This window comes from Halorubrum kocurii JCM 14978, from assembly GCF_000337355.1.
In the GTDB taxonomy this organism is placed as follows: Archaea; Halobacteriota; Halobacteria; order Halobacteriales; family Haloferacaceae; genus Halorubrum; species Halorubrum kocurii.
In genome coordinates this window covers 1-23,585 of the sequence record NZ_AOJH01000079.1, presented here as the reverse complement: position 1 = coordinate 23,585, position 23,585 = coordinate 1, and the positions used below count along the sequence as shown (strand labels likewise).

The window sequence follows — 23,585 nt, the reverse complement described above, 5'->3', positions numbered from 1 at the left end:
CACACGATTTAGCCACGAACGACACACCAACGAACAACGAACGTAACGCATGAGCGAGAACTTCTACGACGTCCTCGGGGTTTCGCGGGACGCCAGCGAGGAAGAGATCAAGAAGGCGTACCGCAAGCAGGCCGCCGAACACCATCCGGACGTCAGCGACGACGACGACGCTGAGGAGCGGTTCAAGAAGATCCAGAAGGCCAAGGAGGTGCTCACCGACGAGCAGAAGCGCCAGCAGTACGACCAGCTGGGCCACGACCGGTTCACTGAGGCCGACAAGCGCGGCGCGACCGGCGGGGGCGGTCCCGGCGGCGCGGGCGGCCCCTTCGGCGGCGCCGGCGGCGCCGGCAGCGCCGGCGGGTTCGAGGACATCTTCAACCAGTTCTTCGGTGGCGGCGGCGGCCGCGGCGGTCGCGGCGGCGGTGGCGGCAACCGGCCCCGTCAGGGACAGGACCTCCGCACCGGGCTCACGATCGACTTGGAGGAGGCGTTCAAGGGTGCGACCAAGGAGGTCACCCTCACGCGGCCGAGCGAGTGCGACACCTGCGGCGGCGCGGGGCACCCGCCCGACGCCGACGTGGAGACCTGTCCGCAGTGTAACGGCCGCGGGCAGGTCCAGCAGGTCCAGCAGACGCCGCTGGGCCGCGTCCAGCAGACCTCGACGTGTCCCCGGTGTGAAGGCGAAGGCGAACTGTACAGCGAGGACTGCGCCGACTGCGGCGGCGACGGCGTCGTCCGCGAGGAGGCGACGCTCTCGGTCGAGATCCCGCCGGGGATCCGCTCGGGGCAGAGCCTCCGGATGGAGCGCGAGGGTGCGCCCGGCGAGAACGGCGGGCCGAAAGGCGACCTGCTGATCGAGGTCGACGTCGAGGTCGGCGACCGGTACGAGCGCGACGGCGACGACCTCCGCGTGAACGAGGCCGTCTCCTTCCCGCAGGCCGTCTTCGGCGACACCATCGAGGTCGAGACGGTCGACGGCAGCGTCGAGATGGACGTGCCGGCCGGCACCCAGAGCGGCGAGACGTTCCGGCTGGAGGGGAAGGGGATGCCCCGACTCCGCCGCCGCGGGCGCGGCGACCTCTACGTCCAGGTTGGCGTCGTGATCCCCGAGTCGCTCAACGAGGAGCAGCGCGAGGCGCTGGAGGCGTTCGCCGAGGCCGGCGGCGAGGACGTCGACGTGGGCGGCGGGTTCTTCGAGAAGCTCAAGAGTTCCTTTTAAATTCACCCGATAGCTCGTCCGCGTCGGTTCCGTCTTCGCCGACCCGTACCTTTTCCGCGGTCCGGGCCCTCCTTCGGGTATGGGCTACGACGCGACCGCCTACGACGACGTCGAACCGCGCGCCCCCGGCATGTACTTCCTCCGCGACGCGCTCGGCTGCGAGGAGCTCGGCGTCACGGTCGTCGAGGCCGACGACGGCTGGGAGGGGATGGAACACGACCACGCCGAGGACGCTCAGGAAGAGGTGTACGTGCTGCTCCACGGCGAGGCGACGCTCACCGTCGACGGCGAGGCCGTCGAGCTCGGTCCCGGCGACGCCGTCCGGGTCGACGCCGACTCCACGCGCGACCTCGCGTTCTCCGCGGACGGGTCGAAGATGGTCATCGCCGGCGCGCCCTGAGCGCTCCGCGGTCGACGTTCGACCCGGCGCTCCGAGGCCCGGCTCGCGCCTGGCGGGAACGCCTCCGCGTTTTTAAGTCTCGTCCGCCCCGAGCCCCGCGTATGGACGTCGTCGGCTACTTGCTCGCTCGGGACCGGCGGAGCCGGGACATCGCGCTCGTCACGGCCGACGGCCGCGAGCGCACGTATCGAGACCTGATCACCAACGCGTACAAGGCCGCCAACGTGTTGCGCTACCTCGGCGCCCGCGAGGGGTCGACCGTCGCCGTCGAGCCGACCGCGAAGCTCCACACGACGCTCGCCTTTTTAGGCGCCGCCGGGCTGGGCGCCCCGGTCCGGTTCGACCCCGCGGCGGGGATCGAGCGCGGCGACCGCGTGGTCCTCGTCGCCGTCGCGGACGAGCCGACGACGGAACCGGCGCCCGGCACGAACCTCGCCGCCTTCGGCGGCCCGCCGGACCGCCCCGAGACGACCCACTGGGAGCAGGAGCTGTGGAGCGAGAACCCGGGGATGCCGCCGAGCGGGGTCGGTCCCGACGACCCGGTCGTCCGCGCCGCCGACGGCGAGGTGACCCACCGAGCCCTCCTCGCGGCGGCCGCCTCGACCGTCGAGCGACACGGGATCGGCGACGAGACGCGGGTCGTCCTCCGGAGCGATCTCGCCGACCCGCGGGCGCTGGCCGCCGGCGTGGTCGCGCCGCTCTCGGTCGGGGGAACGGTCGTGTTGACTGACGAGGGCTCCGGGCGGGGCGGCGGCGAGCCCCGCGGCGACTTGGCGGTCGTCGCCGACGACGGGACGACCGAGCCGCCGGAGCCGGAGCGGGCGACGCTGCCGACGTTCGGCGGGGCGTGACGGCTCAGGGAGTCAGTCGTCGGCCGCCCCCGGTGCGGTCGCTTGCTCCGACTCGTGGCGGAGACACGACGACTCGTGGTCCGGGGAGTGGACGGTCCGCTCCGGGACCGTCTCCGCGCACGGGGTGGTGAACCGGTCGGAGAGCAGCTCCGCCGCCGCCTCGTCGTCGCCGGCGAGGAGCCGGTCGATCGCGTCCTGAAGGGTGCCTTCGATCTCGGGGTCGCCGATCCGCTCGTCGATGTCGAACTCGGTTCGGAGCTGTGCCCTGACGTGGTCGTCGCTCGTGGGTCCGTCGTCGACGACGATGTTCTCTCGGATGCTCTCGACGTCTACCTGGCCGGCCGCGACGCGGTCGCGGAAGTTCAGTATCCCGCGCCAGTCGGACTGGTCGACGTCGACCCCGTCCGGCTGGATGACGCGGTGACACCGCGTGTGGAACCGGCACCCGCTCGGCGGATTCGTCGGGCTCGGCACCGTCCCGGCGAGCTCGATCCCGCCGACCGTCGACCGCGGATTCGGGGTCGGGATCGACGACAGCAGCGCCTCGGTGTAGGGGTGTTGCGGGTCGGCGAACACCTCGTCGGTCGGGCCGACCTCGACGATCTCGCCGAGGTACATCACCGCGACGCGGTCGCAGATCCGGCGGATCACCGACATGTCGTGGCTGATGAACAGCAACGAGAGGTCGAAATCCGTCTGGAGATCGTCGATGAGCGAGAGGATCTCCGCCTGGATCGACACGTCGAGCGCCGAGACGGGCTCGTCGGCGATGATCAGATCCGGGTTCAACACCAGCGCTCGGGCCAGCGCGATCCGCTGTTTCTGCCCGCCCGAGAACTCGTGCGGGTACCGGTCGTAGTCCTCCGCCGAGAGCCCGACGCGTTCGAGCAGGTCCTCAACGATCGCCCGCCGCCGGTGGCGGTCTGACATCCCGTGGACCTCCAGCATCTCCGCGACCGCGCTGCCGACCGTCATCCGCGGATCGAAACTCGACGCCGGGTCCTGGAAGATCATCTGGGCCCCGCGGCGGAACCGCTTGAGCTCCGCGTCAGAGAACTCGGTCACATCGTTCGGGTGGGTGCCGTCCGAGTCGCGGCTCGCGCCGCCTCGGCCGTTCCCGTTGAACACGACCTCCCCGGCGGTCGGCTCCTCCAGCCGGATGACGGAGCTCGCGGCGGTCGACTTCCCGCAGCCCGACTCGCCGACCAGCCCCAGGGTCTCGCCGGGCGCGATGTCGAAGCCGATCCCGTCGACGGCCTTCGCGGCGCCGACCTGCCGGTTGAAAATCCCCTTCCGGATCGGGTAGTGCTTCTTCAGGTCTCGAACCGAGAGGATCGGCTCGTCAGTCATCCGCCGAGCTCACCCCGTTCGAACCCGACTCGACGCCGGGGGCGTTCTCGCGGAGCAGAGACGGGTCCCGACCGTCTCGGTAGTGGATACAAGAGACCCGCTGACCGGGGCTCACGTCGAGCTCCTCGGGCTGTCCGCCGGTCCGACAGGTCTGCTCTGCGTACGAGCACCGCGGCGCGAACCGACAGCCGTCCGGCGGGTCGTGCGGGTTCGGCAGCGTGCCGGGGATCCCACCCTCGTTCCCGCCGATCTCCGGGACGCAGTTCAGCAGCTGTTGGGTGTACGGGTGCGCCGGGTGCTCGAAGATGTCGAGCACGCCGCCGCGCTCCATCACCTTCCCGGCGTACATCACCACGATCCGGTCGGCGATCTGCGCGACCACCCCGAGGTCGTGGGTCACGAAGAGGATCCCCATGTCGAACTCGTCTTGGAGCTCGTCGAGCAGCTTGAGAATCTGCGCCTGCACCGTCACGTCGAGCGCGGTCGTCGGCTCGTCGGCGATCAGCAGGTCTGGGTCGCTCACGAGCGCCATCGCGATCATCACGCGCTGTTTCTGCCCGCCGGAAAACTCGTGCGGGTAGTCGTCGAAGCGCGTGCTCGCGTTGGCGATGCCGACCCGGTCGAGCAGGTCGACCGCCCGTGCCCGCGCCTTCTTGTCCGGAACGTCCTGGTGGATCTGGAGCGCCTCGGCGATCTGCCACCCGACGGTGTAACAGTGGTTCATCGCCTCCTGCGGGTTCTGGAAGATGTGAGCGATCCCGTTTCCGCGGATCTGCCGAAGCTCCTCCTCGGACATCGACAGCAGGTCGCGGCCCTTGAACCGGACGGTCCCCTCGACGCGGCCGGGCGGCTCCTTGACGATCCGCGTGATCGACTCGGTCGCGACCGTCTTCCCGGAGCCCGACTCCCCGACGATACACACCGTCTCGCCCTCGTCGACGGCGAAGTCGATCCCGTCGACGGCCGTGAGATCTCCGTTGTCGGTGCTAAACGTCGTCTTGAGGTCTTCGACCTCGAGCAGTGGGGTGGCCATTATGCGTTCTCCGCCTCCGCTTCGGGGTTCAGGGCGTCCAGGAGCGCGTCGCCGAGGAAGTTGAACGCCAAGATGGTCAAGAACAGGACGATACCGGGCGCCAAGACGATCCACGGCGCGAACGAGAGGTCGCTGCGGCCGGCCGAGATGAGCTGTCCCCACGAGGGGATCGTGGAGTCGCCGAGTCCGAGGAAGGCGAGCTGCGCCTCTGCGAGCAGGAACCCCGGAATGAGCAGCGTGAGCTGCGTGATGATGCTGCTGGCCGCGTTCGGCACGACGTGGCGTCTCACGACGCGGTAGGTGCTCGCGCCGCTGATTCGGTTCGCCTTGATGAACTCCTCCTCGGAGATCGACAGCGACTTGCTGCGGACGTATCGGGCGGTGCCGCCCCACGCGAACGCGGCGAAGACGACGATGAACATCCCGAGTCCGGCCCCGTAGATGTACAGGATGAGCAGGAACATCAGGAGCGTCGGGAACGAGAGCACGATGTCGACGAACCGCATCATCAGCTCGTCAGCCCAGCCGCCGGCGTACGCGCTGACCGTCCCGAACGTGATGCCGATCGTCGCCACGATCGTCGTCGTGATGAACCCGATCTGCATGCTGATCGTCATCCCGTGGACGATCCCCGAGAACACGTCTTTCCCGCCGGCCGTCGTGCCGAGGGGGTGTTGCCACGTCCCCTGACACTGGTTGTTGACGACCTCGCCGACGCACGTGGAGACGTACGACTGCTCGACCGAGAGGAAGACGGGGGGCTGGTAGCCGGTGAGGATGCTCTGTTCGGGCGCGCTGATGAAGAACGGCCCGAAGATGCCGCCGACGAACACGACCGCGAGCCAGCCGAGGCTCACGACCGCAGGGCGGTTGCGCTTGAACTCCCGCCAGTAGTACTTCGTCCGCCGCGGGTTCTGGAACAGCGGGAGCACGATGTAGAACGCGAACAGCAGCAGGGTGAAGATGAACAGGTAATCGACGGTCCCGACGTCCCACGCTGGGCCGACGGGCTCGAGGGTCGGCGTCCGCTCGTCGAGGACCTGCCAGTCGTACAGCGCGACAATCAGGAGGGGAAGCGCGGCGGCGAGCATGCCGATGCTGTTGATCGACAGGTCGAACCACCGCGACCGCGATATCTCCGTCCAGTCGACCTGATCGAATCGTTCCGGTTTCTGTGTAGCCATGTCTGTGTCCTCGAGTTATCTGTCGTCGTAGCTGATCCGCGGATCGAGCACCGTGAACACGAGGTCCTCCAAGAGGTTCCCGATGACGGCGATGAACGTGAACGCCAGCGTCGAGCCCAACAGCAGGTTCGTGTCCTGTGCGATCAGCGCGTTGTACGTCACCCGGCCGATCCCGGGGATGCCGAACACGACTTCCACGAGCAGCGACGACCCGAGGAACAGCGCCAGCAGCTGTCCGACGAGGGTCGTCGACAGCGGCACGAGCGTCGGCCGCATCACGTGATACGCGTACGCGCGCAGCGGCGAGACCCCCTTGGCCTTCGCCGTCTTCATGAACTCGGCGTTCTGGAACTCCGCCGACTCGTTGCGCGAGACGCGCATGACCGCACCGATCGATCCGGTGACTAGGACGAACACCGGGATCGACAGCTGCACGGCGTTCTGTACGCTGAACACCGCGACGTCGGTGTTGTACACGACCGGAATGACCTCCAGCCAGACGCCGAAGATCAGGAGCAGGATGATCCCGAAGAAGAAGTTCGGGATGGCGTACCCGAAGAAGGCGAACCCGGTCGCGGCGTGGTCCTTCCAGGAGTACATGTTCGCCGCGGAGTAGACGCCGACCAGCGGACCGATCAGGACCGTCAGGACCGTCCACGGCACGGAGTACTGCGCGGTGTAGTAGAGCCCCTGCCCGAGCGCTTCGGTCACCGGCTGGCTCCGGCTGCGAGACCAGCCCCAGTCGAACGTGTAGACGCTCTCGATGAAGTCCATGTAGCGGACGTAGAGGGGCTGATCGAGCCCGCGAAGCTCGCGCGCGCGCTCGGCGGCCTCGGCCGGGTCACCGCCCTGTAGTGCGGCCTGCGTCGCCGCCTCTTGGACCGACGGATTGGGCGCGGCGGAGACGAGCAGGAACGTGATCGTCGTGATGATGAGCGATACCACTCCGGCCCAGAGGACGCGAGCGGTAACGTACCTTCCAAATCCCATGTGGTGTGTGTGATAATGTGAAAGCGGCGACGGGAGGCGCTATTCCTCGCCCGGGTAGAACTCAGACCAGCGGGGCTGCCAGGTGAAGTGCGGCTCCGCCAGTCCGCGGTAGACGCCTTCGATGAGGCTGTCTTTGCTGATCGCCGACGCCAGCGCCTGTCGGAAGGGAACGAGCTGGAACAGGTTCCCCGGGCCGGCGTTCCAGCCGTTCTCGCGCTGGTTCACGGAGATGATCGTGTTGTACGGGGTAGGCACCTGCCGGACAGTTACGTTCTCGTCTTCGTCGTACGACTCGTACTGCTCCGGCGGAATCGCCGCGGAGTCGGCCTCTCCGGTCTCCAGGGCGCCGAGCCGGGACGCCTGCTCTTCGACGACGCTGATCTTGGCCTCCTCGAACAGCGGCCCCTCAGAGAACAGGTCCGGTCCCTCGTCGATGTCGCGCAGGTAGTACTCGTCGTTGCGGGTGTACTCCGTGCCGGAGCCGCGGTTCCACTCGTCGAGCGTGAAGGGGCCGAGGTTGCCGGTGAACTGGAGCTCGAGCAGCTCCTCGTTCTGTTCGAGCCCTTCGACGTCCTCCTCCTCGACGTACGGTTCGACCAGACCGCGCGGGATCGGGTACAGGAGCGGGTCGTACGTCTGGGGCCACAGGAGGTTCGGCGACTCCAGCGTGGCCTCGAACTCGAACTCGCCGGTCTGTTCGACCTCGACGCCGTCCCAGCTGCTGGACGCCGCCGTGTTCGCCCAGTCGCTCTGGTGGAGCTCCTGAATCAGGTAGACGAAGTCCTCCGCCGTGACCTGTCCGTACGGCTCGCTGAACTGGAGGTTCTCGCGGACCTCGAAGGTCCACACCTCGCCGTCCTCGGTGGACATGTCGTACAGCAGCGGGAAGTACTCCTGGTTCTCGTCGAACGTGTATCCCTGGTCGAGCGCGCGGGCGATCGCGTTCCCGGCACCGTTTTCGGTGTTGTACAGCGGGTTCAGGGTCGTGAACCCGGCCGAGGTGACGGTGTCGTACGAGCCGGAGACGGAAGGGTCGTTGAAGTGCCACGCGGGCAGGTCCCAGCCGTTCGAGAAGTTCTCGATCGGCCCTTCGAGGTCGGGATTGTAGCCGACGAGGTCGTCGCTGAACAGCAGCGTGATGTAGGGCTGCTCGCGGGCGAGGTTCTCAAAGATCTCCACGAACGCCTGCTGCAGCTCCTCTCGGCTCGACGCCTGTCGGGCCTCCTCGAACAGTGCCTGCGCGTCGAACTGCGGGTAGTAGCCGACCGGGTTGTAGAACGGGTTGGCGCCGTCGAAGAACACCTCGTTCGTGAGCGGGTTCAGCGGATACGTGTTCAGTCCGAACACGACTGACATGTCCCACGGCTCGTTGCTCGTGACGGAGCGGGGACCCGGGTTCTGCGGCGTCGGGCTCTCCCACTCGACCTCCTCGCCGTTGACCGTGTCGGTCCCTCCCTGCGGCTCACCGGTCCAGTACTCGTTGTTGAACCGAGTGCCGTCGATCGCCTCGACGACAACGTTGATGCCGAGGTTCTCGCCGAGCTCCTGGGCGATGAACTCTGCGGTGAGCTGTGAGGTCTCCTGCCCGGCGCTGTGGTAGATGTTGATCTCCACCTGGTCGCCGTCCGGGTTGACCATCGTGTCGCCGTCGAAGCCGTACTCGTACTCCGACTGCTCGAACGCCTGTTGCGCCAGGTTTCGGGCAACCTCAGGGCCGTAGAGGTCGTCAACCCCGAACTTCGGAAAGTCGCCGAGTTCGACGCCGTCTCCGCCGTCGCCCCCGTCGTCTCCGTCACCGCCGTCCGTTCCGTCGCTTCCGTCGCTTCCGTCGCTTCCGTCGCCCCCGTCACCGCCCTGCTCGGAGCAGCCCGCCAGCGTCGCGACGCCGGCGATACCGAGCGCGGAGAGCCATTGTCGGCGACCGATGTGCCGGCCACCTTCGGTTTCGTCAGTGTGTCGACGTGACATACCAACATGCTACAAGTGGACATACAAAAAACTTCAGATACACGAACATACACGAAGCCGCGGGGGAAAACGGATCCCAAAACCCCTAACCCACCGGGGCGAACGAAGGGTATGACCGAAATCCACCCCGACCAGCGCGTCGCGGTGCTCGCCGACTCGCAGAACCTGTACCACTCCGCACAGAGCGTGTACTCTCGGAACATCGACTATTCTGGACTGCTGGAGGAGGCGGTCGACGACCGCTCGCTCGTTCGGGCGATCGCGTACGTGATCCGCGCCGACTCCCCCGAGGAGGAGAGCTTCTTCGAGGCGCTTCGCGACATCGGCTTCGAGACGAAGATCAAGGAGATCAAGACGTTCGCCGACGGGTCGAAGAAGGCCGACTGGGACCTCGGGATGAGCCTCGACGCCGTCTCGCTCGCGAGCCACGTCGACACCGTCGTGCTCTGCACCGGCGACGGCGACTTCGCCCGGCTCTGCTCGCATCTCCGCCACGAGGGCGTCCGCGTCGAGGCGATGGGGTTCGGCAACTCCGCCGCCGACGAGCTGATCGAGGCCGCCGACGATTTCGTCGATCTCACGGAGGAGAAGGAGACGTTCCTCTTATAAATGTCGCCGGGGATCGGTCAGCTCTCCCTCTCGCCCGCGTCCCCGAGCAGCGCCGAAATCGACCCTTCGACGGCCTCGGCCGCCGCCGCTACCTCTCGGACCCGGACGTACTCCCGCTCGGCGTGCGCCACCGCGCCGGCCTCGTCCGCGAGGTCCCCGGGACCGAACACGACCGTCGGGGCCGGCGCGAAGTACGACGCCTCCGTCGCTGCGCCGAAGGGGCGGGCCGCGCCGCCGCGGTCCGCCGGAAGGCCGACCGACTCGGCGGCGCTCCGAGCCGCGCTCGCGACCGTCGCCACCAGCTCGTGGTCCGGGTCCGTCGAGAACGCCTCGAAGAAGGGCGACTCGCGGTCCGTCAGCGCGACGTCGACGCCGACGCCGTCGGGCGTCGACCCCCGGACAGCGTCCGCGAGCGAGGACCGGAACCCCTCCGCCGTCTCCGGCGGGACGCTCCGCCTGTCGACGGTGATCGCGCAGTCCGCGGGCACCTGGTTCGTCGCGCCGCCGCCTTCGATGACGGTCGGCGTGAGCTTCGGCGGGCCGAGCTGGGGGTGGTCGCCGGCGTCCGCGTCGAAGGTCCGGATGGCCGCGAGCGCGCCCTCGGCGGCCGCGACAGCGTTCGCCCCCGCAAACTCCGCGGCGTGGGCGGCGGTCCCCGACAGCTCGACCGTCCCCTGAAACCGCCCCTTCGCGGCGGTGCAGGCGTCGAGGCCGGTCGGCTCGCCGACCAGATAGAGGTCGCCGTCGAGCCGGTCCTCGGTCCCGGGCGACCGCCCGGTCAGCGCCGCCGCGCCGAGCGACAGCGACTCCTCGTCCGGGGTGAGCGCGAGCGTGAGCCGCCCCCGCTGTGGATCGGCGGCGAGGAAGCCCGACAGCAGCGCGGCGAGCGGCCCCTTCGCGTCGCAGGCACCGCGGCCGCGGATCACGGCTTCGGGGGCGTCGTCGGAGGAGCAGTCGGGCCGCTCGTCCGCCCGCGCCTCGCCGCGCTCGAGCGGGACGTGTGGCGTCACCGTGTCGAGGTGGGTGTTCAACACGAGGTGCGGCCCGTCGTCGGGCGTGTCCGACCGCTTCTCGGCGAGCACGCAGCCGCCGGCGACGACCTCGCACTCGACCCCGAACCGCTCGAGCGCCTCGACGACGAGCTCGCGGGTCTCGTCGACCGACTCGTGGGAAGGGGTCCGGACCGCCCGCTCCAAAAACGAGACCGGGTCGAACGCCGCCTCGCTCATCGCGGGTCGGCGGGGAGCATCCCCTCGTACTCGCGGGCGACGGGACCGGTCAGGGTCGCGTGGCCGCGGTCCGGCACCGCGATCTCCAGTTCGCCGCCCGGGGGGCGGCTGACCGCGGACTCCCCGTCGATCAGGCCGAGCCGCCGCGCGGCTGCGACGACCGCGACCGCGCCGGTACCGCAGGAACGGGTCTCGCCCTCGACGCCGCGCTCGAAGGTGCGCTGGTCGATGACGGCGGGGCCGTCGCCGCTCCCGTCGTCGACGACGCTCGCGAGGTTCACGTTCGCGCCGTCGGGGAAGACGTCGGCGTGGCGGACCGGCGGCGCGACCGAGTCGAGGTCGACCACGTCGATCCCGTCGGGGTCGTCGCGGCCGCCGTCGACGAACGCGACCGCATGCGGGACCCCGGTGTTGACGGCGGTGACGGTCAGTCCGGCGACCGGCTCGTCGATCAGCGGCTCGTCGCGGTCGACCGGGACCCATCGGGGGTCGAACGTCGGCTCGCCCATCTCGATGGTGGCCGCGGTCGCGTCCGCGTTCACGGAGGCGCGCCGGGTCCCCGCCTGGGTGTCGATCATGAACTCGCGGTCGCCCGTCCGGTCGTGGGCCCACCGGGCGACGACGCGGGCGCCGTTGCCACACATGGTCGCCGTGGACCCGTCCGGCTGGACCAGCGTCATCACGACGCGGGTCGGGTCGAAGCGGTCTTCGACGCTTAAGAAGAGAACGCCGTCGGCGCCGCGTCGACCGGTGGAGTCCCCGGTTCCCTCGGCACCGGACTCCGCCCCGGCGACGCCCGTCTCGCGGTCGCAGTGGGCGCGCGCGAACGCCGCCCGGTCGCCGACGCCCTCGGCGGCCGCGTCGACGACGAGGAAGTCGTTGCCCGTGCCGTGGTACTTCTCGAACGGGACGGCGTGAGCGCTCATCGGCCCGCCTCCGTTCGGTCGGTCCGGTCGTGTCGGTCTCGGTTCGGTTCCCGCTCGACCGCCGTCAGGTCGCCGAGCGTCTCCCGGCGTCGGACGACCGCCGCTGTCCCGTCGTCGAGCGCGACCTCCGCCGGTCGCGGTCGTGAGTTGTATTGGCTCGCCATTTCGTATCCGTACGCGCCCGCGACCCCGACCGCGAGGAGGTCCCCGCGGGTCGGGTCGGCGAGCGCTCGGTTCCTACAGAGCGTATCGCCGGTCTCACAGATAGGTCCGGCGACCGTGACAGGGGTTGCCGACCGGTCGTCGGGAGCAGACGCGTCGCTCCCGTCGGCGTTCCGTCCGCCCCCGAGGTTCCGGATCGGGTGGTACGCGTCGTACATCGCCGGGCGCAGCAGGTCCGTCATGCCGGCGTCAACGCCGACAACGCGCTCGTCCGGCGTCGGCTTCACCGTGTTCACGCGCGTCAAGAGGGCGCCCGCGTCGGCGACCACGTACCGGCCGGGCTCGATCGCAAGGTCAACGCCCGAAGGGAGAGGCGCGACCGCCTCCCGCGTCGCCTCGGCGACGGCCGGGAGATCGAGCGGGGGCTCGTCTTCCTCATACGGGACGCCGAAGCCGCCGCCGACGTCGACGTACTCGAGGTCGAGGGGGGCGGTATTGGCGTCGCTCGGGTCGACCAGCTCCCGCGCCAGCTCGCCCATCCGCGCCACCAGCTCGCGGTGGCTGTCCAGCTGCTCGGGGTCGATGCCGGAGCCGGCGTGGGCGTGGACACCGACGACGTCGAACCGCTCTGCGGCTCGGCGTGCCGCGTCGGCGGCGCGGTCGTACGGGACCCCGAACTTGGCCGCGCCGCCGGTCCGGACCTTCTCGTGGTGGCCCGCGCCGACGCCGGGGTTCACCCGGACGCAGACCCGACCGTCGTAGCCGCGCTTGGCCAGCCGGTCGAGGGTGTCGACGGCGCCGACCGTCACGGTCAGATCCGGCTCCGCCTCCGCGACGCCGGCGACGTAGTCAAGGTCGCGGGCGGGCGGGTTGACCGCGGTGTAGTGGAGTCGCTCGCCGCCGAAGCCGGCCGCGAGCGCGCGGTCGACCTCGCCCGCCGAGGCGCACTCGGCGTCCAGCTCCGACTCGCGGACCGCCTCAAGCACGGCCCGACCGGTGTGGGCTTTCACCGCGTATCGCACGTCGGCGTCGGGGAAGGCGTCGCGCAGGCGCTCGCAGTTCTCGCGGACGCGGTCGAGGTCTTGCACGTAGAGGGGCGTGCCGTGCTCGGCCGCGAGGTCGGCGAGGCGCTCGGCGTCCCAGTCGCTCACGCGCCGGACCGACGGGTTGCCCTCGGTGGGCTCGGCGGGCGGTTCCACGGCCGCGTCGCGCTCGTCGCCCTCGTTCATTCGCGGAGCGCGTCTTCCCGTCGCGTCGCCTCCAGCGTCTCCTCCTCGACGTGGGTCGCGACGACCGCGGGCTTGTACGCGCCGCCCTCGAACAGGTCGTGGTCGCCGACCGACGACTCGACCATGCGGGTGAACGCCCGGCGCTCGGCCGGGAGGTGGCCGTAGATGACCTCCTCCTCGACGAGGTCGTAGACGGGGATGCGGGGAGTGAGCAGGGTGTTCTCGCCGACGATACTGTTCTCGCCGACGCGGAAGCCGCTCGTGACGCGACAGCCCGCGCCGAGCGAGACGCCGTCCTCGACGATCACCGGCGCGTCCTCGACCGGTTCGAGGACGCCGCCGATCAGCGTGTTGGCGCCGAGCTTGACGTTCTCGCCGAGCTGCGCGCAGGAGCCGACCGTGTCGCAGGAGTCGACGAGGGTGCCGTCGCCGACGTACGCCCCCATGTTGACGAACGAGGGGCTCATCATGATGCAGTCGCTGCCGAGGTACGCGCCCCGACGGATCGCCGTGCCGTCCGGCGTGTTCCGGGTGCCGCGCTCGCCGAGGTCCTCGGTGTCGCGCAGCGGGAGCACGTCGTGGTAGGTCACGCCGCCGTACTCGCGCGCCTCGGTCTCGCGCAGGCCGAAGTTCAGCAGGATGCCCCGCTTGACCCACTCGTTGGCCTCCCACGTGGTCACGTCGTCGCCGGTCTTCTCGGCGGCGCGGACCTCACCGGCCTCCAGCGCGGCGAGGAACTCCTCGACGACGGCGGCGTCCTCGTCGGTCGCGTCGGCGGCGGTCAGGCCCTCTTGGTAGCGGTCCCACAGATCGGAAACGTCGGCTTCGAGCGTCATTGAATGGTGTATGGATGAGTGTCGGTGTTTATTCGTCGATGTGTGTATGCGTGTCAATTATCTGCGTCCGCGTCCAGCACGTCGCCGAACCCGTACCAGCCGGGCTCGCGGTCGGCGAGCCAGTCGGCTGCGTCGAGCGCGCCCTCGGCGAACACCCCGCGGTCGCCGGCGCGGTGGGTGAGCTCGATCGACTCGCGGTTCCCCGCGAACAGCACCTCGTGCTCGCCCGTCACGTCGCCCGCGCGCCGGGCGTGGACGCCGATCTCTCCGGTCTCGCGCGGCGCGTCGCCCTCCCGACCGTGGACCCGCTCGTCGAGGTCGTCGCGGACCGACTTCACGTCGTCGAGGATCGACTTCGCGGTGCCCGAGGGGGCGTCCCGCTTGGCGTTGTGGTGCGTCTCCGTCAGCTCCACGTCGTAGCCGGGGAGCGCGGCGGCGGCCTCACGGACCGCGCGTCGGAGCGCGGCGACGCCGCGAGCGAAGTTGGACGCCTTGAGCACGGGCACGGACTCGCCCGCGGCCCGGAGGTTGTCGAGCTGCGCGTCCGCGAACCCGGTCGTCCCCGTGACCATCGGCACGCCGGCGTCGGCGCAGGCCTCGGCGTACGCGACCGCCGAGCCCGGGCCGGTGAAGTCGACGAGCGCGTCCGGCTCCGCGGCCGCGAGCAGCTCGCCGAGGCGGTCGGCGTCCTCGACCGCGACGCCCGCCACGGGGTCGGTCGGGGTGCGGTTCACCGCGACGGCGACGGCGACGCCTTCGCGGTCGGCGGCCGCCTCGATCACCTCTCGTCCCATCCGACCGCCGGCGCCGGTGACGGCGAGCCGGCGGTCGGCGTCGTCGCCGCTCATTCGGCGCCTCCGGTTGCTGACTCGACAGTCTCCGGGTCGACGCTCCCCGGGTCGCCGCGCTCGTACTCGGTCAGGAGGGCGCGGAGCGACTCGCGCCGGTCCTCGGAGAGCCGGCTGAGCGGCGGGCGAACGCGCGGCCCGCCCCGGCCGCGGACGTGCATCGCCTCCTTCACCGGGATCGGGTTCGTCTCGGCGAACAGCTCGCGGACGAGCGGCGCCAGTTCGTGGTGGAGCGCCCGCGCGCGGTCGTAGTCGCCCGACAGCGCGGCGCCGACCATCGCGCAGGAGCGCTCCGGCTCGACGTTGGCGACGACGCTGATGGTGCCGGTCCCGCCGATCGAGAGCACGGGGAGCGTGAGTCCGTCGTCGCCCGACAGCACCGCGAACTCCTCGTCGCGGGTGCGTTCGATCACCTCGCTGATGAGGTTCAGGTCGCCGGACGCGGCCTTGTACCCCTGGATGTTCGGGTGTTCGGCGAGCTCGACGCTCACGTCGACCGGGATCGACTGACCCGTCCGGCTCGGAACGTTGTAGACGATCTGCGGGAGGTCGACGGCGTCGGCGATCGTCCGGTAGTGCTCGAGGAAGCCGGCGGGCTCGGGCTTGTTGTAGTACGGGGAGATGAGGAGGAGCCCGTCGGCGCCCGCGTCGGCGGCGCGTTCGGACAGCGAGAGCGCCTCGGCGGTGTTGTTCGAGCCGGTACCGGCGATCACCGGCACGTCCTCGACCGCGTCGCGGACGGTCTCGATCACGTCGACGTGCTCGTCGTGCGTCATCGTGGCCGACTCGCCGGTGGAGCCGACCGGGACGACCCCGTCGACCCCGGCCCGTTCGAGGTACCGGGCGTTGGCCGCGAGCTGGTCGTGGTCGACCTCGTCGTCGTCCGTGAACGGAGTCGTCATCGCCGGGTAGACGCCTTCGAAGGGCTCGGCCGTCGTCTGTCGGTCCGTCTCGTCTCGGGTCGCGTAGGGTGTCGTGGTAGTGGTGTCCGTCATGGATGCTGCGGTGAGTTCGGGTCGGTCAGCAGGTCGGTGCGCGTGGGTCGGGAGTCGGGGGTCGTCCGAGACGGGGTCGCCACTCCCGCCGGTGGACGGTTCACGCGCGTTTCTTCGAGAAGAGCCGCGTCGCTGTCGGCGTCGGCGAGCCGCGTTCTGACGCGGGTCGGGTCACACCACGGTATGCGCCTTTGGTTCGCTTATAGGTTGTGCCTCGGGTCGAAACTGCCGGTCCGGTCGGTGGCTCGCAGCGGTCGATCGCCTCCGCACGGCCGCTCACGAACATGCTTTTAAGCACTCGTCGCGTTCCCATCGATCTTATGAGTGACCCCGCGGGTGAGGACACTACCAAGAGCGACCCGGACCCCTCCGAGAGCGACTCAGACCCCTCCGAGAGCGACTCAGACCCCTCCGAGAGCGACCCCGATCCCGACGTCGACGCCAACCCGGAGGCCGACATCGACGCCGCTCCCGACGCCGACCGCCACGAGTACTACCCCGACCGGGAACACGCGTTCCCCGACGGTCGGCTCAACGAGATGCTCGACCGGATCGCGTCGGACCCGGAGATCACGGCGTACCTGGAGGCGCAGAACGTCAACCCGGTCGACCGGAAGGGGTACAACGACCACGGCGCGAAACACGTCGAGATCGTGCGGGACCGGGCGCTCCGGCTGTACGACCTGCTGAAGGCCGGCGGCGTCGAGTTCAACGGCGCCAGCCAACAGGGGCTCGACGAGGCCGACGAGTCGGTGATCATCGCGCTCGCCGCCACCCTCCACGACATCGGCCACGTCGTCCACCGCCACGACCACCCGTACTACTCGATCCCGCTCGCGGCCGACTTCCTCGACGACTTCCTCCCCTCGTTTTACGGGGTTCCCGAGCGGGTCCGAGTCAAGGCCGAGGTGCTCCACGCGATCCTCTGTCACCACACCGAAGAGGAGCCGCTGACCCGCGAGGCCGGCGTGGTCCGGATCGCCGACGGCCTCGACATGGAGCGCGGGCGCTCGCGGGTCCCCTACGAGGAGGGCGGCCGCGGCATCAACACCGTCTCGTCGCAGGCGATCGAGCGCGTCTCGCTGCGCGAGGGCGACGAGACCCCGGCGCAGGTCGTGATCCGAATGAACAACGCGGCCGGCGTGTTCCAGGTCGACTCGCTGCTCAAAGCGAAGATCGACGGGTCGCTGCTTGAAGACCAGATCCGGACGGTCGCGATCAACACGCACCGCGACGGCGACGGCAACGGATCGATCGTCGACCGGATCGAGCTGTAGGACCGTTCCGCGGGGCTGACGGGCGGCCGTGAGAGGGACCGAGGGGTTACGGCCCCCGGAGCGTCTCCCCCGCTCCGCCCCGGTTCGGATGGCGGTCGGCGACGGTCGTCACCGAGACGCTCGTCGTCTCGATCAGGTCGGTCGCGGTCAGCCCGCCGTCGAGTTGGCTCCCCTCGCGCGCTCCGCCTCCGAGGAGCGGCGCGAACGGGAGCCCGTTCCGCGTCGACCCCACCGCCGCGGTCCCCGGCTGGTTGACCACGAGCCGACCGGCCGCGAGCCGCTCCGCGGCCCGCGCGACGCGCGCCTGCCGCGTCGTGTGGACCGCGGCCGCGTGGGGGCCGCCCAGATCGGCCGCCAGCCGCAGCGCGGCGTCAAACCCCTCGCGGGCGTGGACCGTGACCGCCGGAATCCCCGGGAGCGAGGCGAGTGGGTCGTTCCCGGCGTCCTCGCCTCCGTCCGGCTCTCCGCCGTCGCGCAGGTCCCCGCCGTCGACGATCAGGAAGGCCGCGGCGTCCGCGGCGGGGGGCAGGTCGAGCACCGATGCGAACCACCGCGGCGAGTTGCCGACCGGAGAGGCCGTCCTCGCGTCTCGATCCGCGTCGGTCGCCCGGTGTGACGCCGAACCGCCCGCCAGTAGCCCCCGGAGGCGGTCGCGCTCGTCGGCGTCGAGAACGTAGCCGCCCTCGGCTTCGAGGGCGGCGGTCAGCGGCTCAGCGGTCTCCGCCGACCTCACCACGGCCGCGTCGGCCGCGGGGTGAGCGCCGAAGTCGTAGGTCGCGCCGACCGCCACGCGGGTCGCCACCGCCGAGGGCGACGCCGAGCCGTCGGAGACAGCGACGAGTCCGTCTGCGCCGGCACACGCGTTCGGCGTCCCGCACCGCTGGCCGGCGGTGACGGTCGACGCGGAGCCGGACGCGACGGCGACGTCCACCCGCTCGAACAGCGAGTCGGTGCCGGGCTTCGAGGGCGGGGCGGGGAGCATCGAGACGGCGTCTACGGGCGCGTCCGCGGCCGCGAGCGCCCCCCGTAGCGTCTCGACGACCATGTCGCAGGTCTCGACCGTCGACGGGGACGGCGCGAGGACGACGGCGTTCCGTCCGGCCAGCGCGTACAGCGACACCGCGGCGGAGACGACCACCGGGTGCGTCGCGGGGACCGCGGCGCCGACGACGCCGACCGGCCGGGCGACGGTGAGCCTACCCCGCGGCTCGTCTCGCTCGACCACGCCCGCGGTGGGCGTCTCGCGGACGTGCGCCCGCGCCCCCTCGACGGCTGCCGCGATCTTCTCGCTCTTCGCCCCCGGATGGCCCCTCCCGGTCTCGTTCGCGGCCGCCAGCGCCAGCCGGCTGATCGCCTGCGGGTCGCTCAGCCGCTCGCCGACCGCCTCGGCGATCCGGTCCGCCGCGGCGTCGTCGCGCTCGGCGAGCCGCGCCCCCGCGGCGCGGGCGTTCGCGACGGTCGTCGACACCCTGTCACCGCCCTCCGGGTCGGTGATCGCTCCCCCGTCCATACGCGGACCTCGCTCGCCCAACCACATATTCTCATCCGGTGACGCACTGTGTCACCCCGTGAGGGAACGTGTGACCGAGGAAACAGTTATTCGGGTAGGCCGACTCGTAGCTGACGAATGGAGGCGCGGTCAGCACTCGTCGAGGTGGTCGAGCGCCGGTTGGACTTCCTCGAACGTCTCTCCGAGGGGGCGCTCCGAAAACACGAGCTGGTGGACGAGCTGGGTCACTCGCGCTCGACGGTCAACCGGGCCATCGACGAGCTGGAGGCCGCCGGGCTCGTCGCCGGCGAGACCGACGGCTACCGGACGACGCTCTCCGGTCGCCTGCTGGCGCAGAGCTACCGGCGGTTCCTGACCGTCGCCGCCGACGTCGACGCCGCGAGCGACGCGCTCGCACCGCTCGGCCCCGAGGTCGCGCTCTCCCCGGCCACGCTGCGAGACGCCGACACCTACCGGGCCGCGGCGCCCGACCCGTACCGGCCATTAGAGCGGATCGACGCGGCGCTCGCGAGGGCGGACGGCGTCGCCGCGGCGCTCCCAGCACTCCCGTATCCCCGCCTGCTCGACCGGTTCCGACGCGCGGCCGACGCCGGCGAGCGCGTCGACCTCGCGGTGACCGACAGCACGTACCGACACGGGCGCGAGCGCTACGCCGACACGCTCGGGGCGCTGGCGGCCGGCGACCGCGCCGCGGTGTCGGTCGCCGAGGGCGTCGACGTCGGCTGCCTCGTCGCCGACGAGACCGCGCTCCTCGTCGTGTTCGACACGGACGGCGGGGTTCACGCCGTGGTCGAGTCGGCGGATCCCGAGGCGGTGGCGTGGGCGCGCGACCGCGTTCGCGCCCTCCGCGAATCGGGCCGCGACGTAACCGACGAGCTCGCGGCGATCCGGGAGGCGCGAACCGCGCGCGACGGGGAGACCGGAGCCGTCGGAGGCGCGGGGTCCGCCGGCGGTTCCGGCGAGCGCAGCGGCAACGGCGCCCACCGCGGGGCCGACGCCGACGCGGGCGGGTTCGACGCCGATGCGCGCGGGTTCGACGCCTTCGGCGCACCGCCGCGGGCCGGCGGCGCGCCCCCGGACTCGCTCTCCGCGCAGGGGTTCGTCGCGCTCGACGACGCGCTGCTCGACCGCGACGCCGACCCGACGGGGCCGCTCCGCGCGACGCCGTCGCTCGCGGAGGTCGACGCTGGATTCGCGCTCGACCGGACCGCGGTCCGCGACGGCTCGCGGCGGTCGGTCGCCGACGGGCTGATCGAGGGGCTCGCGAGGGGCGACGACCACGCGCTGGTCGGCCCGGCCGGCAGCGGGAAGAGCACGGTCTGCCGGCTCGTCGGCGTGCGGTGGCATCGGTCGGGGCGCGGATCGGTGCTGTACCGCGCCGGCGACGAGGGGGAGCCGTTCTCGGCGACCGACCGGCTCCGCGAGCGCGCGGTCGCCGCCGAGGGGCACGTGCTCGTCGTCGTCGAGGACGTCGTCGACGACGACGCGGCCGACGCGGTCGGGGTCGCCCGCGAACTCGCCGACCGGGACGACGTCTCGTTCCTCTTCGACGCGCGCGAGGAGCGGTACGACGACCCCGATTCGCTCCCCCTCGATCCGAGCGACCTCGAGTACCGAGGGCGGATCGAGTCGCGGCGGATGCCGCGGCTCGACGAGCGCGAGGCCGAGCGGCTCGCGGCCCACGTCGCGGACTGCACCGGCGCCTCGCCCGTCGCCGACCCGGGCGCGCTCCTCGACGCGGTGCGGCGGCCTGACGGCGACCGCCCCGGGGAGCTGCTGTGTCTCGTTCACCGCCTCGTGCGGGCCGGCGGCCTGCTGGACGGCGACTCCCCGGCCGGCGGCGACTCCCCGGCCGGCGGCGACTCCCCGGCCGGCGGCGACCCCCTAGCCGGCGGAGAACGGGGAAAAGAGCCGGAAGAGACCGACGAGACGGGGCTTGAGGCCTCCGTCTCGCGGGCGGTCCGCGACCTGACCGACCGGCCGCCGCCGACCGCGGACGTCGCGGTGCTGGTGAACCTGCTCAACGTGGCCGGCGTCGACGACGTTCGGGAGCTCGCGCACGCGCTCGTCGACGGCGAGACGGAGCCGGAGGCGGTGCGGCGGGCGCTCGACCGGCTGTCGGGCACCGTCCTCGTCCCGACGCCGACCGACCCGGGGCGGACGGTCCACCGGGAGTGGTCGGTGCTGTTCTTCGAGCGCCTCCTCGAACGGGAGCCGGAGCCCGTCGTCGCCAGACGGGTCGGACGGGCGGCGACGCGGGTGCTCGAGCTGGCGGACGACCCCGCTCGGCGGTCGCGGATCCGACGCGCCCTGGGCGGCGACGCGCCGGCGATGGACCGGGTCGAGCGCGACCCCGAGGCGTGGGCGGCCGGCGCAGTGCGGGCCGTCTACGGCGTCGGCCGACGCTACCCGCGGCTCGCGGAGCTGTACGGACGGGTCCGTTACTCGTGGATCGACCTCCCCGACGCCTGTCCGTCCGACCTCCGAGGCCGACCGCCGGAGTGGGTGGTCCGCATGTACGTCGACGCCGGCGACCTCGACGGCGCGACCGACGCGCTCGACGCGTGGCGCCCGACGGAGGAGGCCGGCGAGGCCGAACGCCAGCGCGGGTACGGCGACGTGGCGCGTCGACGCGGGGAGTACGACGCCGCGAGGGAGCGCTACGACCGCGCCGCGGCGCTGTTCTCCGCGGCCGGCGACCGGCGCGGGCTCGCCGCCGCGGTCCGGGGGAGAGCGCAGGCCGCCCACTTCGCGGGCGACTACGAGGCCGCGTACGAGGCGGGCTCCCGGGCGTACGCGCTCGCCGCGGCCGTCGGCGACCCGATCGGGGTCGCGAAGAGCCTCATGGACATCGGAAACGCGCTCGACGCGCTCGACGGCACCGACGCGGTCATCGATCACTACCGGATCGCCGGCGGGTTGTTCGGGGCGTACGACGACACCCACGGCGAGGCGAACGTCCGGACTAACCTCGCGGTCGCCCGGTTCCGACGCGGCGAGCTGACGGCCGCGAAACGCGAGGCGCAGCGCGCGCTCGACGGCTACCGGACCGTCGGCGACGAGCACCGCGAGGCGGTCGTCCTGTTGAACCTCGGTGCGATCGCCGAGCAGCGCGGCGAGGTCGACGAGGCGGCGACCCGCGCGCGGGAGGCCCGGGCCATCGCGGACCGGATCGGTTCCGGCCTGTACCGCGCGTTCGCGGTGAGCCACCTGGGGTCGGCGGCGCAGCTCGCCGGCGACCTCGACCGCGCGGAGCGGTGTCTCCGCGACGCGCTGGCGACGTTCGAGGACCTCGACGCCGACTCCAGGCGGGCGATGGTCGCCGAGACCCTCGCCGAGGTCGAACTCCAGCGGGGCGACCTCGACGCCGCCGAGCGGTGGATCGACCGGACCGAGTCGCTGCTCGACGAGCACGCCAGTCGGCGGCGGGCGGCGACGGCGGACCGGAACCGCGGCGTCCTCGCGCTCGAACGCGGCGACCTCGACCGCGCCGCGGCCGCGCTCGACTCCGGGGTGGAGCGGGCCCGTGCGGGCGGGTTCACAGCCGTCGAGGCGCGCGCGCTCGCCGACCGCGGACGGGTCGCGGTCGAGCGCGGGGACGCGGAGACGGCGGTCGACCGGCTGACCGCGGCGCTCGAGTTCGGCCGTCGGATCGAGTGCGTGCGCGCGGTCGTCCCCGCGGCCGAGGCGTTGGCGGCGCTGCTCGCGTCTCACCCGGAGCCCGGCGAACTCGACGAGGAGGCGCTCGGCTCGGTGCTCGAGGGCTCGCCGACCGACCCGGCGGCGTACCGCGACCTCGCAGACCGGTGGCGTGTCGACGCGGACGGGCTCACCGCCGACCCCGCGGCGGGCGAGAGCGAGTGCGGGAGCGAGGGCGACTGAGTCGGCCTCGGTCCGGGCGGACGGCGCCGCGTGTCGCAACCGCTTTGCGGGTGGCCGGGATACCCGAGGTATGAGCGACGCAGCGGCCCTCGCGGACCTGCGGACCGGCGCCGACTACCAGTTCGGTGCGGGCGCGGGCGACGCGCTGTTCCCCTCGGACGAGACGCTGACCCTCAGGCGGTCGAGCGGCGGCCGCCCTCGACAGGTGATCGTCGGCGACGTGGACGACGACCCCGGCAGCCCGGAGGGCGACCGGCTCGTCTCGTACGGCACGGACGGTCGGTTCACCCTCGGAATCGCCGGCGGGACCCGGATCCGCGAGGCGTTCGCGGCCCCGCGTCACCGGATGATCGTCGGGGAGGAGAGCGAGCCGTTCGTCCGCGAGGGGCGCAACGCGTTCGCGAAGTTCGTGACCGCGGCCGACGCCGGAATCCGCCCCGGCGACGAGGTGCTCGTCGTCGACGAGGACGACGCGCTGTTCGCGGTCGGGCGGGCCGAGCTCTCCGGATCCGAGGCCGAGCACTTCGCGAGCGGCGTCGCCGTGAAGGTGCGGAACGGCGCGGGGAGCGACGGGGAGGAGGGCGACGACACCGACGAGTAGCGCGCACTCATCGTTTTTAAGACGATTTTTAGGGCTCGTGTGCGGTGGCGCGCGCCTCCGAGCGGCCGCCCTTGGCGGCCGGGAGGAGCGCCGCGCGAGGGACGCGGNATGGACCGAAGGTCCCTCTGACAGCCGGCGGCGAAGCCGCCGGCGAGAGCACGCGCGAGGCTGGGGAGGCGTGAGGTGCGGGGCGGTGCTGTGCGGGTGGGACTCAAAGGGGCAGCCGCGAGGTCGAAGACGGGCGACGCTAGGACCGCAGGGAGGGAGCGCTAGCGACCGACTGAGGACCGCAGCGAGCGCATCGAGTCCTCGCGGCTGGGGCTTTGGAGGCTTTCACCGTCGATCTGCGATCAACGATTGATAACCGAGCGGCTGAGGCTTTGGAGGTGTTCACCGTCGATCTACGATCAACCATTTATAAGCGATCGGCTGGGGCTTTGGCGGCCGTCACCCCGGTGTCAACGCCACCCATTTATAAGCGATCGA

At 71.4% G+C, this 23,585-nt stretch carries 19 protein-coding genes; 7 read left to right on the top strand and 12 right to left on the bottom strand.

All coding sequences use genetic code 11. From position 1 onward, the window contains the following. Positions 1-49: 49 nt before the first annotated feature. From dnaJ to C468_RS12410, 3 genes are all read left to right on the top strand, one after another. Positions 50-1,219 (top strand): molecular chaperone DnaJ, encoded by a 1,170-nt coding sequence (gene dnaJ / locus C468_RS12420; protein ID WP_008849247.1) that lies wholly within the window; start codon positions 50-52, stop codon positions 1,217-1,219. A gap of 79 nt (positions 1,220-1,298) precedes the next feature. Further along, positions 1,299-1,619, top strand: coding sequence for a cupin domain-containing protein (locus C468_RS12415; protein ID WP_008849246.1), 321 nt, complete (start codon positions 1,299-1,301; stop codon positions 1,617-1,619). Positions 1,620-1,720: 101 nt separating this feature from the next. Next, positions 1,721-2,470 (top strand): AMP-binding protein, encoded by a 750-nt coding sequence (locus tag C468_RS12410; protein ID WP_008849245.1) that lies wholly within the window; start codon positions 1,721-1,723, stop codon positions 2,468-2,470. A 12-nt stretch (positions 2,471-2,482) separates the two neighbouring features. On the opposite strand, the gene C468_RS12405 is transcribed toward C468_RS12410, so the two are convergent. The 5 genes from C468_RS12405 to C468_RS12385 are packed head-to-tail and all read right to left on the bottom strand — an operon-like array spanning position 2,483 to position 8,995. After that, the gene (locus C468_RS12405; RefSeq protein WP_008849244.1) at positions 2,483-3,820 is read right to left on the bottom strand and encodes an ABC transporter ATP-binding protein; all 1,338 of its coding nucleotides are present in this window, start codon (positions 3,818-3,820) and stop codon (positions 2,483-2,485) included. Next, a complete protein-coding gene (locus C468_RS12400) occupies positions 3,813-4,853 on the bottom strand; it encodes an ABC transporter ATP-binding protein (RefSeq protein WP_008849243.1) in 1,041 nt (346 codons plus the stop codon). The genes C468_RS12405 and C468_RS12400 overlap by 8 nt, the downstream gene beginning before the upstream one ends. Beyond that, entirely contained in the window at positions 4,853-6,037 is a 1,185-nt protein-coding gene (locus C468_RS12395) for an ABC transporter permease (RefSeq protein ID WP_008849242.1), read from the bottom strand. The genes C468_RS12400 and C468_RS12395 overlap by 1 nt, the downstream gene beginning before the upstream one ends. Before the next feature lie 15 nt (positions 6,038-6,052). Beyond that, positions 6,053-7,027, bottom strand: a complete 975-nt coding sequence (locus tag C468_RS12390; protein WP_049912213.1) for an ABC transporter permease — start codon at positions 7,025-7,027, stop codon at positions 6,053-6,055. Between the two features lie 39 nt (positions 7,028-7,066). Beyond that, complete coding sequence (locus C468_RS12385) at positions 7,067-8,995, bottom strand: ABC transporter substrate-binding protein (protein WP_008849240.1); 1,929 nt, start codon at positions 8,993-8,995, stop codon at positions 7,067-7,069. Between the two features lie 111 nt (positions 8,996-9,106). Between C468_RS12385 and C468_RS12380 the strand changes: the two genes are divergently transcribed. After that, complete coding sequence (locus C468_RS12380; protein WP_008849239.1) at positions 9,107-9,604, top strand: LabA-like NYN domain-containing protein; 498 nt, start codon at positions 9,107-9,109, stop codon at positions 9,602-9,604. A 17-nt stretch (positions 9,605-9,621) separates the two neighbouring features. Here the strand turns inward: C468_RS12380 and C468_RS12375 are convergent, their stop codons facing one another. Genes C468_RS12375 through dapA form a run of 6 tightly spaced genes read right to left on the bottom strand, consistent with a single transcriptional unit; the run spans position 9,622 to position 15,829 of the window. Further along, positions 9,622-10,833: a M20/M25/M40 family metallo-hydrolase gene (locus C468_RS12375; protein WP_008849238.1), complete on the bottom strand. Its 1,212-nt coding sequence runs from the start codon at positions 10,831-10,833 to the stop codon at positions 9,622-9,624. After that, the gene (gene dapF, locus C468_RS12370; protein ID WP_008849237.1) at positions 10,830-11,759 is read right to left on the bottom strand and encodes a diaminopimelate epimerase; all 930 of its coding nucleotides are present in this window, start codon (positions 11,757-11,759) and stop codon (positions 10,830-10,832) included. The genes C468_RS12375 and dapF overlap by 4 nt, the downstream gene beginning before the upstream one ends. Continuing rightward, positions 11,756-13,150, bottom strand: coding sequence for a diaminopimelate decarboxylase (gene lysA / locus C468_RS12365; protein WP_008849236.1), 1,395 nt, complete (start codon positions 13,148-13,150; stop codon positions 11,756-11,758). The genes dapF and lysA overlap by 4 nt, the downstream gene beginning before the upstream one ends. After that, entirely contained in the window at positions 13,147-13,986 is an 840-nt protein-coding gene (locus C468_RS12360; protein ID WP_008849235.1) for a 2,3,4,5-tetrahydropyridine-2,6-dicarboxylate N-succinyltransferase, read from the bottom strand. The genes lysA and C468_RS12360 overlap by 4 nt, the downstream gene beginning before the upstream one ends. A gap of 53 nt (positions 13,987-14,039) precedes the next feature. Continuing rightward, the gene (gene dapB, locus C468_RS12355) at positions 14,040-14,834 is read right to left on the bottom strand and encodes a 4-hydroxy-tetrahydrodipicolinate reductase (RefSeq protein WP_008849234.1); all 795 of its coding nucleotides are present in this window, start codon (positions 14,832-14,834) and stop codon (positions 14,040-14,042) included. Then, complete coding sequence (gene dapA, locus C468_RS12350; protein WP_008849233.1) at positions 14,831-15,829, bottom strand: 4-hydroxy-tetrahydrodipicolinate synthase; 999 nt, start codon at positions 15,827-15,829, stop codon at positions 14,831-14,833. Before dapA ends, dapB begins: the two co-directional genes overlap by 4 nt. A 320-nt stretch (positions 15,830-16,149) precedes the next feature. Between dapA and C468_RS12345 the strand changes: the two genes are divergently transcribed. Further along, a complete protein-coding gene (locus C468_RS12345) occupies positions 16,150-17,106 on the top strand; it encodes an HD domain-containing protein (RefSeq protein ID WP_008849232.1) in 957 nt (318 codons plus the stop codon). 46 nt (positions 17,107-17,152) lie between these two features. Here C468_RS12345 and C468_RS12340 read toward each other — a convergent pair whose 3' ends face one another. Next, a complete protein-coding gene (locus C468_RS12340) occupies positions 17,153-18,616 on the bottom strand; it encodes an aldehyde dehydrogenase family protein (protein WP_008849231.1) in 1,464 nt (487 codons plus the stop codon). A gap of 117 nt (positions 18,617-18,733) precedes the next feature. On the opposite strand from C468_RS12340, the gene C468_RS12335 reads away from it, so the two are divergent. After that, a complete protein-coding gene (locus tag C468_RS12335; protein WP_008849230.1) occupies positions 18,734-22,498 on the top strand; it encodes a tetratricopeptide repeat protein in 3,765 nt (1,254 codons plus the stop codon). Positions 22,499-22,568: 70 nt separating this feature from the next. Further along, on the top strand, positions 22,569-23,099 hold the full coding sequence (locus tag C468_RS12330) for a PUA domain-containing protein (protein ID WP_008849229.1): 531 nt from the start codon (positions 22,569-22,571) through the stop codon (positions 23,097-23,099). Positions 23,100-23,585: the final 486 nt, after the last annotated feature.

What these genes read in the sequence shown, in the direction of transcription:
- dnaJ (WP_008849247.1), top strand. Translation starts at nt 50, where the DNA reads ATGAGCGAGAACTTCTACGACGTCCTCGGGGTTTCGCGGGACGCCAGC.
- C468_RS12415 (WP_008849246.1), top strand. Translation starts at nt 1,299, where the DNA reads ATGGGCTACGACGCGACCGCCTACGACGACGTCGAACCGCGCGCCCCC.
- C468_RS12410 (WP_008849245.1), top strand. Translation starts at nt 1,721, where the DNA reads ATGGACGTCGTCGGCTACTTGCTCGCTCGGGACCGGCGGAGCCGGGAC.
- C468_RS12405 (WP_008849244.1), bottom strand. Translation starts at nt 3,820, where the DNA reads ATGACTGACGAGCCGATCCTCTCGGTTCGAGACCTGAAGAAGCACTAC.
- C468_RS12400 (WP_008849243.1), bottom strand. Translation starts at nt 4,853, where the DNA reads ATGGCCACCCCACTGCTCGAGGTCGAAGACCTCAAGACGACGTTTAGC.
- C468_RS12395 (WP_008849242.1), bottom strand. Translation starts at nt 6,037, where the DNA reads ATGGCTACACAGAAACCGGAACGATTCGATCAGGTCGACTGGACGGAG.
- C468_RS12390 (WP_049912213.1), bottom strand. Translation starts at nt 7,027, where the DNA reads ATGGGATTTGGAAGGTACGTTACCGCTCGCGTCCTCTGGGCCGGAGTG.
- C468_RS12385 (WP_008849240.1), bottom strand. Translation starts at nt 8,995, where the DNA reads ATGTCACGTCGACACACTGACGAAACCGAAGGTGGCCGGCACATCGGT.
- C468_RS12380 (WP_008849239.1), top strand. Translation starts at nt 9,107, where the DNA reads ATGACCGAAATCCACCCCGACCAGCGCGTCGCGGTGCTCGCCGACTCG.
- C468_RS12375 (WP_008849238.1), bottom strand. Translation starts at nt 10,833, where the DNA reads ATGAGCGAGGCGGCGTTCGACCCGGTCTCGTTTTTGGAGCGGGCGGTC.
- dapF (WP_008849237.1), bottom strand. Translation starts at nt 11,759, where the DNA reads ATGAGCGCTCACGCCGTCCCGTTCGAGAAGTACCACGGCACGGGCAAC.
- lysA (WP_008849236.1), bottom strand. Translation starts at nt 13,150, where the DNA reads ATGAACGAGGGCGACGAGCGCGACGCGGCCGTGGAACCGCCCGCCGAG.
- C468_RS12360 (WP_008849235.1), bottom strand. Translation starts at nt 13,986, where the DNA reads ATGACGCTCGAAGCCGACGTTTCCGATCTGTGGGACCGCTACCAAGAG.
- dapB (WP_008849234.1), bottom strand. Translation starts at nt 14,834, where the DNA reads ATGAGCGGCGACGACGCCGACCGCCGGCTCGCCGTCACCGGCGCCGGC.
- dapA (WP_008849233.1), bottom strand. Translation starts at nt 15,829, where the DNA reads ATGACGGACACCACTACCACGACACCCTACGCGACCCGAGACGAGACG.
- C468_RS12345 (WP_008849232.1), top strand. Translation starts at nt 16,150, where the DNA reads ATGAGTGACCCCGCGGGTGAGGACACTACCAAGAGCGACCCGGACCCC.
- C468_RS12340 (WP_008849231.1), bottom strand. Translation starts at nt 18,616, where the DNA reads ATGGACGGGGGAGCGATCACCGACCCGGAGGGCGGTGACAGGGTGTCG.
- C468_RS12335 (WP_008849230.1), top strand. Translation starts at nt 18,734, where the DNA reads ATGGAGGCGCGGTCAGCACTCGTCGAGGTGGTCGAGCGCCGGTTGGAC.
- C468_RS12330 (WP_008849229.1), top strand. Translation starts at nt 22,569, where the DNA reads ATGAGCGACGCAGCGGCCCTCGCGGACCTGCGGACCGGCGCCGACTAC.